Here is a 12,396-nt window from a genome sequence, read left to right as displayed (position 1 = left end):
CCGTAGACGCTTGTCTTAGACGGATGTCTGTGGGGCGGGTACGCTGCTGTCATGGGACACCGCGACGATCTGCTCGAAGGCGCCAAGCGCTGCCTGCTGGACAAGGGATACGCCCGCACCACCGCCCGCGACATCGTGGCCGAGTCCGGCACCAATCTGGCCTCCATCGGCTACCACTACGGCTCCAAGGAAGCGCTGCTCAACCTGGCCTTCCTGAAGCTGACCGAGGAGTGGGGCGACGCGCTGGGGGAGGGCCGCGAGGGCGACGAGAGCGTCGAGGGTCTGCCTCCGCTGGAGCGCTTCGAGCGGGTCTGGGCCAAGATCATCGACTCCTGTGAGGAGAGCCGGCCCGTCTGGAAGCTCCAGATGGAGATCGTCTCCCGGCTCGACAGCGACCCCGACCTCCAAAAGGCCCTGGCGGGCCCGCAGTTGGAGGGCCGCAAGGGGCTCGCGGAAAGCCTCCTCGGCCTCGACCAGGACGCCGACCCCGAGCGGGCGCGCCTGGCCGGAACCTTCTACCAGGCGCTGCTCGCCGGGGTGATGGTCCAGTGGATGGTCGACCCGGCGACGGCTCCCTCGGCCCGCGACCTCACCGAGGGCTTGAAGATCGTCATGGGGACCGACGGCGAGCAGGACCCGGGCCCGGCCTGAGCCGTGGCCTCGCGCCCGGGTCCGTCCTGAACCGTGGCCCTCGCGGTCCCGTGATCGGGCCCGTCCTGAACCATGGCCCTCGTGGTCCCGTGCCCGTGCGCTCAGGACGCATCGGAGCCGGTGAGCGTGGCGATCAGGTCGTGCGGGGTGGGGTCGCCCGAGTCGGGCCCCAGCTCCTCGCCCCCCTCCAGGGCGGCCGCCCGCGCGCTGCGGGGGAACATGACCCGCTCGTAGGCGGCGAGCGCCGTCTCGACGTCGCCGGGGTGCCCGGCCAGCGCCCTGCCCAGTTCGGCGCCGTCCAGCATGGCCAGGTTGGCTCCCTCGCCGTTCGGCGCGGCCAGATGCGCGGCGTCGCCGATCAGGGTCACGCCCGGCACCCGGTCCCAGCGGTGCCCGGTCGGCAGGGCGTGGAGGTGGCGCAGGACCGGCGGGACGTCGCTCTCGGTGATCAGCGCGGTGAGCTCGGGGGCCCAGTCGTCGAATTCCCGCGCGATGCGTGCGGCGGCGCCCGCGGCGTCGGTGAAGTCGATGTCGCTGAACCACTCCTGAGGTTCGATCACCCCCACATAGGCGTGCAGGGTGTCGTCCTTCTCCCGGTGGGCGAAGATCTCCCTGGTCGGCTTGGTGGCGATCATCGATCCGTCGCCGACCGCGGCTGCCGTGGCCGGGTGGCGGGCCTTGGCGTCGAAGAGATAGGTCTCGATGACGGACCTGCCGGTGTACGCGGGGGTGGCCGATGACAGCAGCGGCCGCACCCGCGACCACGCGCCGTCCGCGCCGACCAGGAGGCCAGTGACGACGCTCGCGCCGTCGTCGAAGGTGACCTCGTGCCGCCCGTCGCCGAGAGTGCGGGTGGCGCGGACCTTGCGGCCCCAGCGCACCGTGCCGGCCGGGAGCGAGTCGAGCAGAAGCTGCCGCAGGTCGCCGCGCTGCACCTCGGGGCGGCCGCCGGTGCCGTCGTCGGCCTTGTCGTACAGGACGGTGCCGTCCGGGTCGAGCACGCGCATCGCTTGGCGGCCTTCCAGGACGAGCTCATGGAAGCCGTCCATCAACCGCGCCTCTTCCAAGGCGAGTTGGCCGTTGTAGTCGTGGATGTCGAGCATCCCGCCCTGGGAGCGCGAGGTCGGCGACGGCTCGGCCTCGTAGACCGTGGACGTTATTCCGTGGACGTGCAGGACGCGGGCGAGCGTGAGGCCGCCGAGCCCGGCGCCGATGATCGTGACGTCGGTGAGCATGGGACTTCCTTCGGATCGTGGGCCGCCGCCGGGCGCCTGGCCCACCGGGCCGGGCGCGCCGAACCGGGGGGCCGGTGCGGTGCTGGGAGCCGGCGCCACGGGTGCGGGGCCGGCGGACACCAATGTCGCGGCGCCCGCCGACAGACCACCGACAACCCGCCTACGGACGCCGGCCGGCACCGACCGGCGCCCATAGGCGGCCTCAGGTTCCGCGAATCCGTGCCTGCTCGCTGCCCGTACTGAACGTGAAGGGGTGATGCCGGCCCGGTCTCGATCACCTGTCCATGGTCAGGCCCCCCGCGGGGCTGCCGTCCGCGCATACGGCACGGCAGCTGCGGACGAAGGCGTCGACGGCGTCGTCCCGTGGGGTACGGGGTCTGGCGACGGCGATCCGGCTGGGGCTGACGCCCGTAACGGGCCGGTAGACGATGTCCGGGCGCTGGTAGAAGCGGGCGGTCGCCTCGGGGGTGAGGCTGACGCCCTGGCCGTGGGCGATCGCGTTGAGCCATTCATCGGGGTGGTGCGCGACCGCGCCGATGCGCACCGGGTGCCCCTCGCGCTCATCGGTCGCGAGCCAGTAGTCGCGCCATTCCCCCGACTCGGCGGGGGTCGCCACGAAGGGTTCGTCGTACAGATCCCGGAACCGGATCCGATCGTCGCCCGCGAGGCGATGCCCTGCGGGCAGGGCGATCCAGCGCGGCTCGGTCAGCAGCACCTCGACGTCGAAGTCGCCCTGCGCGGGCACTGGCAGGCGCAGCAGCGCCACGTCGACGTCGCCGGTGGCCAGTCCGGCGGTGGGGTCGGTCCACTCGGTCTGTCGCATCTGGACCCGCCAGCCGGGGCGCCGTCGGGCGAAGTCGGCGATGATCAGCTGGGTGTGCTCGTTGGCGGCGCTGGCCACGAAGCCGACCCGTAGCGCCCGTGCGGCCCGGGCCGTGGCTGCCCGGGTGACGCGCAGCGCGTTCTCCCAAGCGGTCAGCACGGCGCCGGCGTGGGCGGCCAGAGCCTCACCGGCCTCGGTGGGGGTCATGCCCGCACGGGAACGGATGAACAGGTCCACTCCCAGCTGGGCTTCCAGCCGCCGTATCTGTTTCGTCAGCGCGGGCTGGGAGAGGTAGAGCCGTCCGGCGGCCCGGGTGAGGTTGCCTTCCTCGACCACCGTGGCGAAGTACCGCAACAAGCGGGTGTCGACATCCATGCCGCCAGGTTATGGAAGCAGGTATTGGACGACGGCGGTGGGCCGGCGAGAGCGTTGACCACGCGACCGGGACGGCCCGGTACCGAACCTGCGGAGAGCATCCGGATGACGACGAGTGAAGCCGTGCCCCAACCGAAGATCGAGGCCATCAACCGCTTCTTCTCCGCCTACGCCGCCCACGACGTCACGGCGATGAGCGCGGTCCTGGCTCCGGACATCGAGTGGACCATTCCGGGCCACCACCCGTTGTCAGGGACCAAACACGGAGTCGACGAAGTGGTCAGCTTCTTCGACCAGCTCGGCAAGGCGGGCTTCCAGGCCGAAGCCGTATTCCTCGGCGGCGACGGCGAGTACGTCGTGGACGTCCACCGAGGCTGGACGACCCAGGGCGTGGGCCGAGTCGACACGATGTGGGCGCTGGTGTGGCACTTCGACGCCGACGGCCAGGTCGACCGAGTGGACAACCTCAGCGGAGACCAACACCAGATGGACACCTACGTCTGGGCCAACTTCCCGTTGGCCCCCCTTCCGGCCCGCCTCGCCCGTGGACAGAAGGAATCGGCATGAAGATCCTCGTGATCGGGGCGACCGGCACCATCGGCCGCGCGGTCGCGGACGCGCTGGCCACCGAGCATGAGGTGATACGGGCTTCACGCGACGCCAGCACGCGGGTCGACCTGGAAATACCGGCCTCCATTGACGCCCTTTTCGGCTCCGTCGGCACCGTGGACGCGGTCATCTGCTGTGCGGCCGGCGGTCGGCTGACCCCCCTCTCGTCTCCTTCGGACGACGCATTCACTCTCGGCCTGAAAGGCAAACTGCTGGGGCAGGTGGCGTTGGTCCGCCGGGCAGTGGATCACGTCAGGGACGGGGGGTCCATCACCCTCACCAGCGGTACCTTTCAGGAGCCCACGCCGGGCAGCTCGTTCGGCGCTCTGGTCAACGCCGGACTGGAGGCGTTCGTCCGGGCCGCGGCCATCGAGATGCCCCGCGGGCTGAGAGTGAACGCCGTCAGCCCGGGATGGGTGCAGGAGACGCTCGAAGAGCTGGGCATGGACCCCAAGGGAGGCACGCCGGTGAGAGACGTCGCCCACGCCTACGTCGAGGTGGTCATGGGACAGACGCGGGGACGCACCTTGACCCCTTCGCCCCGCTGACCGGCCGGAGCGTCGGCATATCTCGCGGGTGCGGCGCGCGGCCCATCGCGGGACCTGCGGCGGCTCAGAGCCGGGCGGCCTTCAGGGCCATGTGCAGCAGCAGCCGGTCCTCGCCCTGGTCCAGGTCGAGGCCGGTCAGGTGCTCGACGCGCGAGAGGCGGTAGTAGAGGGTCTGGCGGTGGATGCCGAGCGCGGCCGCCGCGCGGCCCGCCTGGCCCGCGCAGTCGAGGAACACCTCGGCGGTGTGGGCGAGTTCGGCGTGCGACGCGGTCAACAGCGCGCGCACCGCCGGGTCCTGCTCGTGGGCGGGGGGCAGCGCGGTCAGCATCCGGTACGGTCCGATCGCCGACCACTGGGCGACCGGCCCGAGCCGGGGCTCGGCAAGTGCCGCGCGCACGGCGGAGGTTGCCTCGCGGCAGGACAGGGCGAGGTCGGCCAGGCCCCTGCGGGCCGGCGCCACCCCGGCCGCCGCGTCGGCCCCCGCCTCGCCGCGCAGCCGCTCCGCCGCCGTCCTCGCCGGGGCGAGCGCGTCCGCCGAGCGCAGCCGCACCAGCGCGGCCAGCCACTGCCCGCCGTCCCGTGCGGCCACGTCCCACGGCAGCGCGCACACCGCTGCCGCGCCCGGCACCGTACGCGCCGAAGGGGCATCGCCCGCACCCCAGGGCGCGACACACACCAGGGCGTGCAGGCCCTCGGCGTCGGGCCCGAGCGCCGCCGTCAGGGCGGCCGTCGCGGTGTCGCGCTGCCAGCCGCGCTCGGCGGTCAGGGCCGCCCGGAACTCGCGCGAGAGGTCGGCGCCCGCCTGTGCCTCGTCCGCGAGCAGCACCCCGATCCGCGCGGCCACCTCCATCGCGGCGGCCAGCTTGTCCTCGCCGGGCCCCGGCTCGTCGTCGAGCAGCCAGACGTATCCGAGCGCGACGCCCCGGTGGCGTACCGGAAGACAGATGCGGGCGCGCAGGACCCCGGCGTCGGGCGCGGCCGGGATGCGGACGGGGGCGGTGGCGCGGGTGATGCCGAACCCCTCGAACCAGGCGCGGACGGCCGGGGTGGACTTCCTGGTCAGGATGGAGCGGGTGCGCACCGGGTCGAGTGTGAGCTCGCCGAAACCGCTGTCGGAGTCGTGCGCGCCGAAGGCGATCAGCCCGAAATCCCGGTTCTCCAGCGTCGCTGGAGCGCCGAGCAGCGCCGAGATTTCATCGACCAGATCCTGGTAATCGCCCTTCACGGGAGCCATTCTCGCTCATCGCGCGCGCTGCTTCAGACAGATGTATGAGATCGGGACCACGGATGCGTGACAGCTGTCGATGGCAGAGGATCGTGGAGATCCTTAGGTTTCACGGTGGTTCTCCGTGCCGTCGCCGGCACGCCGGGAAGGCGCCCTGTGGGCCCTCCGGCCCTGGTCGCGGCCCCGCCCTGTTTCTTTCCGTGGAGGTGCCCCGTGCTGGGTCCCGTGATCCTCGCCGCGTCGCGCAGCGACAAGATGCGCAGGCTTGTTTCGGCTGCCCCGATGACCAAGCCCGTGGTGAACCGGTTCATCCCCGGTGAGACGGTCGGGCAGGTCGTGCCGATCATCGAGGAGACCGTCGCCAAGGGCCTTGAGCTGACCCTGGACGTGGTGGGCGAGGACATCACCACCCCCGAGCAGGCCGCCCACGCGCGCGACGCCTACCTGGAGCTCATCGAACGGCTCAAGGAGCTCGGCCACGGCCCCAAGGCCGAGATGTCCGTGAAGCTCTCCATGTTCGGCCAGGCACTCGAAGGCGGCCACGAGCTGGCCCTGGCCAATGTGCGCCCGGTCGTCGAGGCCGCCGCCGCGATCGGCACCACGGTCACCCTGGACGCCGAGGACCACACCACCCTCGACTCGATGTTCGCCATCCACGAGGAGCTGCGCAAGGACTTCCCGGAGACCGGCTGCGTCATCCAGGCCTACCTCTTCCGCACCGAGGCCGACGCCCGCCGCCTTGCCGCCGCGGGCAGCCGGGTGCGTATCGTGAAGGGCGCCTACAAGGAGCCCGCCGAGGTCGCCTACCAGAACAAGAGCGAGACCGACAAGGCGTACGTCCGCATCCTGAAGATCCTGATGGAGGGCGATGGCTACCCGATGATCGGGTCCCACGACCCGCGTCTGATAGCCATCGGACAGGAGCTCGCGCGGCGTGCGGGGCGCAAGCTGGATGAGTACGAGTTCCAGATGCTCTACGGGATCCGCAGCGAGGAGCACCTGCGGCTCGCCGCCGAGGGCCACCGGATGCGTGTCTACACCGCGTACGGCACCGACTGGTACGGCTACTTCATGCGGCGCCTCGCGGAGAAGCCGGCCAACCTGCTCTTCTTCGTCCGCTCGATGATCACAAAGAACTAGATGTCGGACAGGCCCCAAGAACCCTCCGGTCGCCCGAACACCCCTCACAAAGGAGTCAAGGAACTCATGGACGCTGTGACCCAGGTCCCCACCCCGGTCAACGAGCCGGTGCACGGCTACGCCCCTGGTTCCCCGGAGCGCGCCCGTCTGGAAGCCAAGCTCAAGGAGCTGGCCGAGAACCCCGTCGACCTGCCGATGACCATCAACGGCGAGAAGCGGATGGGCGGCGGTGAGCGCTTCGACGTGGTGCAGCCGCACAACCACAAGGCGGTCATCGGCACCTACGCCAACGCCACCGAGCAGGACGCCAAGGACGCCATCGACGCCGCCCTCGCCGCCGCCCCGGCCTGGCGCGCGATGTCCTTCGACGACCGCGCCGCGATCATCCTGCGCGCCGCCGAGCTCCTGTCGGGCCCCTGGCGCGAGACGCTGGCCGCCTCCACCATGCTGGGCCAGTCCAAGACCGCGCAGCAGGCCGAGATCGACACCCCCTGCGAGCTCGTCGACTTCTGGCGCTTCAACGTGCACTACGCGCGCAACCTGCTCGCCGAGCAGCCCCCGGCGAACTCCCCGGGCGTGTGGAACCGCATGGACCACCGCCCGCTCGAAGGCTTCGTGTACGCGATCACGCCGTTCAACTTCACGGCCATCGCGGGCAACCTGCCGACCGCCCCGGCCCTGATGGGCAACGTCGTGGTGTGGAAGCCGTCCCCGACGCAGACCCACGCCGCCGTGCTGCTCATGCGGCTCCTGGAGGAGGCGGGGCTGCCCAAGGGCGTCATCAACCTCGTCACCGGAGACGGCCTGGCCGTCTCCGAGGTCGCCCTGAACCACCGCGACCTCGCGGGCATCCACTTCACGGGTTCCACCAAGACCTTCCAGCACCTGTGGAAGACGGTCGGCACCAACATCGAGAAGTACCGCACCTACCCGCGTCTGGTCGGCGAGACCGGCGGCAAGGACTTCGTCGTCGCGCACCCCAGCGCCGACCGCGCGGTCCTGAAGACCGCCCTGACCCGTGGCTCCTTCGAGTACCAGGGTCAGAAGTGCTCCGCGTCCTCGCGCGCCTACGTCCCGGCGTCCATCTGGAACGACGGCTTCAAGGAGGAGTTCGCGGCCGAGGTCGACGGCATCACCATGGGTGACGTCACCGACCTGTCGAACTTCATCGGCGCGGTCATCGACGAGCGCTCCTTCGCCAAGAACAAGGCCGCGATCGACCGCGCGAAGGCCGACGCCTCCTGCACGATCGTCGCGGGCGGCACCTACGACGACTCGGTGGGCTACTTCGTGCGCCCGACCGTCATCGAGTGCACGGACCCGGCCAACGAGGTCTTCACGACCGAGTACTTCGGCCCGATCCTCGCCGTGCACGTCTACGACGACGCCAAGTACGACGAGATGCTGGAGCAGATGGAGTCGGCCTCCGACTACGCCCTGACCGGCGCCGTCATCTCCAACGACCGCGCGGCGGCCGCGTACACGATGGACAAGCTCCGCTACGCGGCGGGCAACTTCTACATCAACGACAAGTCGACCGGCGCCGTCGTCGGCCAGCAGCCCTTCGGCGGCGGCCGCGCGTCCGGCACCAACGACAAGGCGGGCGCCCCGCAGAACCTGATGCGCTGGACGCTGACCCGCGCCATCAAGGAGACGCTGGTCCCGCCGACCGACTACACCTACCCGCACATGGGCTGACCCGTAGTCGCACCCCATCCCCGCCCCCGTCCTTGGTCCCCCAACCGAGGACGGGGGCGGTTTGCATGGGCCTCGGATCTCCAGGGACCTCAGATCTCCACGAGCACCTGGCCGAGCGACTTGCGCACCAGGTCCGGCACCTCGCAGTCGTCGGCCGGATAGCCGACCGGGATGACCGCGAACGCCTTCTCGTTCGCCGGCCGGTCCAGCACCTGCGACAGGAAGCGCATCGGGCTCGGCGTGTGGACCAGTGCGGCGAGGCCCGACTGGTGCAGGGCCGAGAGCAGCATCCCCACCGCGATGCCGACCGACTCGTCGACGTAGTAGTGCTTGTGCTTGGTGCCGTCGTCGGCCAGCCAGTAGCGCTGCTGGAAGACCACGAGCAGCACCGGCGCGTCGGTCAGATGGGTCTTCACCGCGTCCGTGCCGATCGGCCGGAGCGCCGCAAGCCACTCCTCGCCGAGCCGCCCGTCGTAGGAGAGGCGTTCCTCCTCCTCGGCCGCCGCCCGGATCCGGCGCCGTACCTCGGCGTCCTTGACCAGGACGAACGTCCAGGGCTGCTGGTGGGCGCCGGACGGCGCGGTCGCGGCGCAGGCGACTGCGTCGCGGACGGCCTGCTCGGGGACGGGGTCGGGCGAGAAGCTGCGTACGGTACGGCGCTCGTCCATGCGCGCGCGCAATTCGGCGGCCCGGGCCAGGGTCTCGGCGGTCGCCATCCGCGCCGGGCGATAGGGGACGGGCTGGTAGGGCTCGCCGTGGACCGGGGTCCAGTGCTGCTCGGTAGGTGTCGGCATGGTCAGAGTCTGACCAAGGACTTGGTCCGGTCCAAGTCCCCCGGCGCGTACGTGACTTGAAAGGACCGCGGCGCGGCGCGAGCGCCCATGGGCCGCCGGTGACTCCCGGCGGTCAGCGGCTCTCCGTCCCCCGGGCGAGGTCCCGGTTGACGCCGAACCAGCCGAGCGCGAGGCCCACCACGGCCCCGCCGAGCAGACGGACGCAGGCCCAGGGGCCGTCCAGGTCGACCAGGCCGAAGCCGAAGAGAATCACCAGCAGCGTCACGCACACCACGAACACCGCTGCCAGCGCGCGGAACTTGGCGCTGAAGAACATGGTCCGTGCGGGCGCCGGCGGGGGCGCGGCCAGCGCGGCGGCCGGGCCCGCACTGGCCGAGGCCGGGCGCTTGTAGTACGTGATGTGCAGCCAGCGGCCGCACGGCTCCCAGCCGTCCGGCGCGAGCCCGGCGAGCTGGGCCTCGCGCTCCTTGGCGCCCCGCGCGGTCTCGCGCCGGTACTCCCAGCGCATCGCGGCGTCGGGCCTGCGGCACACGAAACGCCCCAGGGGATCGACCCTCTCCACCTCCCAGCCCTGCGCCCCGTGCTCATTCAGCAGGCGCCGGTCGGTGTAGATGTCGGCGGTCCACCTCCACGTCTCCTGCCCGGTCACGGGCGGCTCGGCGGCGCGGCCGCGGGTGAGGCGGTCGGCGAAGACGTCCGGCGCCCCGAACTCCTCGTGGGCGTCGGCCGATCCGGACTCCGCGAGGTAGCCCTCCAGATCGGCGACCGTCGCCGCCACCTGCGGCGCGGGCATCCCGCGCTCGGTGAGGAGGCGGCTCAGTTCGGTGAAGTAGGCGGTGGTCACGCGGATCCCCCTGGAAGCGTGCTGGTGAGCATGGTCGTGACGGCCGCGTGGAACTCCCGCCAGGAAGCGCCCTGTTCGGCGAGTGCCCGGCGTCCGTCGTCGGTCAGGCGGTAGTAGCGGCGCCCGGGCCCGCGCTCGGCCGCCCTGAACTCGCCGACGGCGAGGCCGGCTTCTTCGAGGCGGTTGAGCACGGGGTAGAGGGTGCCGCCCTTGATCTCCCCGAGCCCCGCGGCGGTGAGCGCCTTGGAGATCTCATACCCGTAGCTCTCGCCATCGACGAGGCAGGACAGGACGAGGAGGTCGAGGACGCCCTTGAGCCAGCTGGATCTGCGGTCTGCGGCCATGCCTGTATTCCAGCACCACCTAGGTAGGAATGCAACCTAGGTGGGAATGTTGGCTGGAAGGGTGGGGTGCGGTCAGTCTCCGATGTGGATCAGGAGCTTTCCGGTGTTGGATCCGCTCAGCATGCCGATGAAACCGTCCAGGATCCCCTCGAAGCCCTCGATCACCGTCTCGTCCGACGTCACCCGCCCCGAGCGCAGATGCGGCACCAGAAAGTCCTCCAGCTCCTCCTGCGCGTCGCGGTGGTCGCGGACCAGGACGCCCTCCAGGCGGATGCTCTTGGCGACGATGTCGAAGAGGTTGCGCGGCGCGGCGGGCGGCTGGGCGAGGTTGTTGTACTGGGAGACCGCGCCGACCCAGGCGATCCGGCCGAAGTCGCGCAGGCCCGCGATCGCGCCCTCCAGATGGTCCCCGCCGACGTTCTCGACCACCGCGTGCACGCCGTCGGGCGCGGCCTTGGCGAGAGAATCGCCCACCGGTCCGTCGTGGTAGTCGAACGCCGCGTCGTAACCGACCGCGTCCGTCAGGTACTCGACCTTCTTGCGCGATCCCGCGCTGCCGATGATCCGGCCCGCCCCGAGCAGCCGCGCGATGCGCCCTGCGGCCGTGCCGACGCCCCCGGCGGCCGCCGTGACGAAGAGGTCTTCGCCGGCCCGCAGCTTCAGGATCCGGGTGAGGGCCACATAGGCGGTGAGGCCGGTGCCGCCGAGTATGCCGAGGTGGGCAGAGAGCGGAACGCCCTCGTAATGGCGTATCCGGCGCGTCCCCGCGGCTCCGGCGGTGACCACCGCGTGCGTGCGCCAGCCCTGCCGGTGCAGGACGAGGTCGCCCTCGGCCAGCGCCGGGTCGCGCGAGAGGACCACCCGGCCGATGGCGCGACCCTCCAGCGGGGTGCGCAGCGGTTCCTCATCCATCAGCTCGCGGTGGTAGGGGTCGACGGAGAGATACAGGTTCTCCACCAGCGCGGAGCCCGGCGCCGGATCCGGGACGGGCCCGTGGACGAACTCGAAGTCGGCCGGGGTGGGAAGCCCTTGGGGGCGGGCGGTCTGCTGAACGGTGATCGATACGGTCATGGACCAGACGTTATGCCGCGCCGGTGGCCGGCCCGGACGCGGGAGCCGGGCCGTCCCGGTCCAGGTCGGCGACGATCTCCGTGAGCACTCCTCGCAGCCACCGCTGCGCCGGGTCCGCGTCCACCCGCAGGTGCCAGGCCTGCGTGAACCGGCTGGCCGGAAGGTCGAGAGGGATGTCGAGGACGGCGAGCGGCATCGCCCGGGCCGCCTCCAGGGCGAAGAGGCGGGGCACAAGGGCGAGCGCGTCGGAGCGCAGAGCGAAGAAGCAGGCCGCCGTGTACGTGGGAGCGGTGGCCAGCACGTCGCGGGTCAGGCCGAGCCGGGCGAGATGCTGGTCGACCACGCCGCGCACGCGGCCGCGCCGGGTGACGGTGATGTGGGGGAGCGCGGCGAACCGCTCGGGCGTCAACCGCTCCCGCGCGTAGGGCCCGTCCGCGCGCACCACCGCCGCGTAGCCGTACGCGCCCAGCGGCGCGCTGCGGATGTCGTGCGGCAGCTCGCCCATCTGTCCGACGTCCAGATCGATGAAGTCCCGCAGGTCCGCCGGGTTCTCGTCGCCCTCGGGCAGGATGCGAAGGCGTACCCCGGGCGCGTCCCGCAGCACCCGCGCCGTCAGGGCCGGGCCGAAGATCACGGCCACCCCGTCATTGGTGCGGATGGTGAACTCCCGCGACAGCGTGGCCAGTTCGAGCGGGGGCGGCGGGCGCAGGGCGGCCACGGCCGACGCGAGGGCCGCCTCGACGCGGGGTCGCAGCTCGTGGGCGCGCGGCGTCAGGGCCAGGCCGCGCCCGGACGGCACGAGCAGGTCGTCGCCCACCACCCGGCGCAGCCGCCCCAGGGTCCGGCTCATCGCGGACGGCGAGACGCGCATCTCGGCGGCGGCCCCCGCCACGCTGCCGGCCCGCAGCAGGGCGTCGAGGGAGGGCAGCAGATTCATGTCGGGCAGCTGAGGCATGCCGCGAGTATGGGCCACTGATGCACCTGACGCACGCCTCGGGTGCGTAATCGGACCTTGTGTGCAGCAATGGCTCCCACCACG

13 protein-coding genes are annotated in these 12,396 nt (G+C 71.5%); 5 read left to right on the top strand and 8 right to left on the bottom strand.

The features are described from left to right. Positions 1-51: 51 nt before the first annotated feature. Positions 52-651, top strand: coding sequence for a TetR/AcrR family transcriptional regulator (locus ACFYM2_RS25780; RefSeq protein WP_388459394.1), 600 nt, complete (start codon positions 52-54; stop codon positions 649-651). A gap of 101 nt (positions 652-752) precedes the next feature. Here the strand turns inward: ACFYM2_RS25780 and ACFYM2_RS25775 are convergent, their stop codons facing one another. Beyond that, positions 753-1,886, bottom strand: a complete 1,134-nt coding sequence (locus ACFYM2_RS25775) for an FAD-dependent oxidoreductase (RefSeq protein ID WP_388459395.1) — start codon at positions 1,884-1,886, stop codon at positions 753-755. 274 nt (positions 1,887-2,160) lie between these two features. Further along, on the bottom strand, positions 2,161-3,084 hold the full coding sequence (locus tag ACFYM2_RS25770) for a LysR family transcriptional regulator (RefSeq protein WP_388839498.1): 924 nt from the start codon (positions 3,082-3,084) through the stop codon (positions 2,161-2,163). Between the two features lie 105 nt (positions 3,085-3,189). On the opposite strand from ACFYM2_RS25770, the gene ACFYM2_RS25765 reads away from it, so the two are divergent. Next, positions 3,190-3,651: a nuclear transport factor 2 family protein gene (locus ACFYM2_RS25765; RefSeq protein WP_388839495.1), complete on the top strand. Its 462-nt coding sequence runs from the start codon at positions 3,190-3,192 to the stop codon at positions 3,649-3,651. Beyond that, positions 3,648-4,241: a short chain dehydrogenase gene (locus ACFYM2_RS25760; protein ID WP_359000531.1), complete on the top strand. Its 594-nt coding sequence runs from the start codon at positions 3,648-3,650 to the stop codon at positions 4,239-4,241. The genes ACFYM2_RS25765 and ACFYM2_RS25760 overlap by 4 nt, the downstream gene beginning before the upstream one ends. Before the next feature lie 64 nt (positions 4,242-4,305). Here the strand turns inward: ACFYM2_RS25760 and ACFYM2_RS25755 are convergent, their stop codons facing one another. Next, positions 4,306-5,475, bottom strand: coding sequence for a helix-turn-helix domain-containing protein (locus tag ACFYM2_RS25755; protein ID WP_359000528.1), 1,170 nt, complete (start codon positions 5,473-5,475; stop codon positions 4,306-4,308). Positions 5,476-5,679: 204 nt separating this feature from the next. On the opposite strand from ACFYM2_RS25755, the gene ACFYM2_RS25750 reads away from it, so the two are divergent. Beyond that, positions 5,680-6,606, top strand: coding sequence for a proline dehydrogenase family protein (locus ACFYM2_RS25750; protein WP_359000527.1), 927 nt, complete (start codon positions 5,680-5,682; stop codon positions 6,604-6,606). A 66-nt stretch (positions 6,607-6,672) separates the two neighbouring features. Beyond that, positions 6,673-8,304: an L-glutamate gamma-semialdehyde dehydrogenase gene (gene pruA / locus ACFYM2_RS25745; protein WP_359000524.1), complete on the top strand. Its 1,632-nt coding sequence runs from the start codon at positions 6,673-6,675 to the stop codon at positions 8,302-8,304. Between the two features lie 89 nt (positions 8,305-8,393). On the opposite strand, the gene ACFYM2_RS25740 is transcribed toward pruA, so the two are convergent. The 5 genes from ACFYM2_RS25740 to ACFYM2_RS25720 all read right to left on the bottom strand — a co-directional run bounded on the left by ACFYM2_RS25740 (position 8,394) and on the right by ACFYM2_RS25720 (position 12,312). After that, entirely contained in the window at positions 8,394-9,098 is a 705-nt protein-coding gene (locus ACFYM2_RS25740; RefSeq protein WP_388839492.1) for a nitroreductase family protein, read from the bottom strand. A gap of 112 nt (positions 9,099-9,210) precedes the next feature. Next, positions 9,211-9,942 (bottom strand): hypothetical protein, encoded by a 732-nt coding sequence (locus ACFYM2_RS25735; protein WP_388839489.1) that lies wholly within the window; start codon positions 9,940-9,942, stop codon positions 9,211-9,213. Further along, the gene (locus ACFYM2_RS25730; RefSeq protein WP_359000517.1) at positions 9,939-10,286 is read right to left on the bottom strand and encodes a PadR family transcriptional regulator; all 348 of its coding nucleotides are present in this window, start codon (positions 10,284-10,286) and stop codon (positions 9,939-9,941) included. The genes ACFYM2_RS25735 and ACFYM2_RS25730 overlap by 4 nt, the downstream gene beginning before the upstream one ends. Before the next feature lie 72 nt (positions 10,287-10,358). Continuing rightward, entirely contained in the window at positions 10,359-11,357 is a 999-nt protein-coding gene (locus ACFYM2_RS25725; protein WP_388459401.1) for a zinc-binding dehydrogenase, read from the bottom strand. A 10-nt stretch (positions 11,358-11,367) separates the two neighbouring features. After that, positions 11,368-12,312: a LysR family transcriptional regulator gene (locus tag ACFYM2_RS25720; protein ID WP_388459402.1), complete on the bottom strand. Its 945-nt coding sequence runs from the start codon at positions 12,310-12,312 to the stop codon at positions 11,368-11,370. Positions 12,313-12,396 lie beyond the last annotated feature (84 nt).

This window comes from Streptomyces sp. NPDC006711, assembly GCF_042869775.1.
Classification (GTDB): domain Bacteria; phylum Actinomycetota; class Actinomycetes; order Streptomycetales; family Streptomycetaceae; genus Streptomyces.
This window is presented reverse-complemented; position numbering and strand designations above follow the sequence as displayed.

Bases quoted from the DNA above. Each gene is read 5' to 3' on its own strand.
- ACFYM2_RS25780 (WP_388459394.1), top strand. From the start codon at position 52: ATGGGACACCGCGACGATCTGCTCGAAGGCGCCAAGCGCTGCCTGCTG.
- ACFYM2_RS25775 (WP_388459395.1), bottom strand. From the start codon at position 1,886: ATGCTCACCGACGTCACGATCATCGGCGCCGGGCTCGGCGGCCTCACG.
- ACFYM2_RS25770 (WP_388839498.1), bottom strand. From the start codon at position 3,084: ATGGATGTCGACACCCGCTTGTTGCGGTACTTCGCCACGGTGGTCGAG.
- ACFYM2_RS25765 (WP_388839495.1), top strand. From the start codon at position 3,190: ATGACGACGAGTGAAGCCGTGCCCCAACCGAAGATCGAGGCCATCAAC.
- ACFYM2_RS25760 (WP_359000531.1), top strand. From the start codon at position 3,648: ATGAAGATCCTCGTGATCGGGGCGACCGGCACCATCGGCCGCGCGGTC.
- ACFYM2_RS25755 (WP_359000528.1), bottom strand. From the start codon at position 5,475: ATGGCTCCCGTGAAGGGCGATTACCAGGATCTGGTCGATGAAATCTCG.
- pruA (WP_359000524.1), top strand. From the start codon at position 6,673: ATGGACGCTGTGACCCAGGTCCCCACCCCGGTCAACGAGCCGGTGCAC.
- ACFYM2_RS25740 (WP_388839492.1), bottom strand. From the start codon at position 9,098: ATGCCGACACCTACCGAGCAGCACTGGACCCCGGTCCACGGCGAGCCC.
- ACFYM2_RS25730 (WP_359000517.1), bottom strand. From the start codon at position 10,286: ATGGCCGCAGACCGCAGATCCAGCTGGCTCAAGGGCGTCCTCGACCTC.
- ACFYM2_RS25725 (WP_388459401.1), bottom strand. From the start codon at position 11,357: ATGACCGTATCGATCACCGTTCAGCAGACCGCCCGCCCCCAAGGGCTT.
- ACFYM2_RS25720 (WP_388459402.1), bottom strand. From the start codon at position 12,312: ATGCCTCAGCTGCCCGACATGAATCTGCTGCCCTCCCTCGACGCCCTG.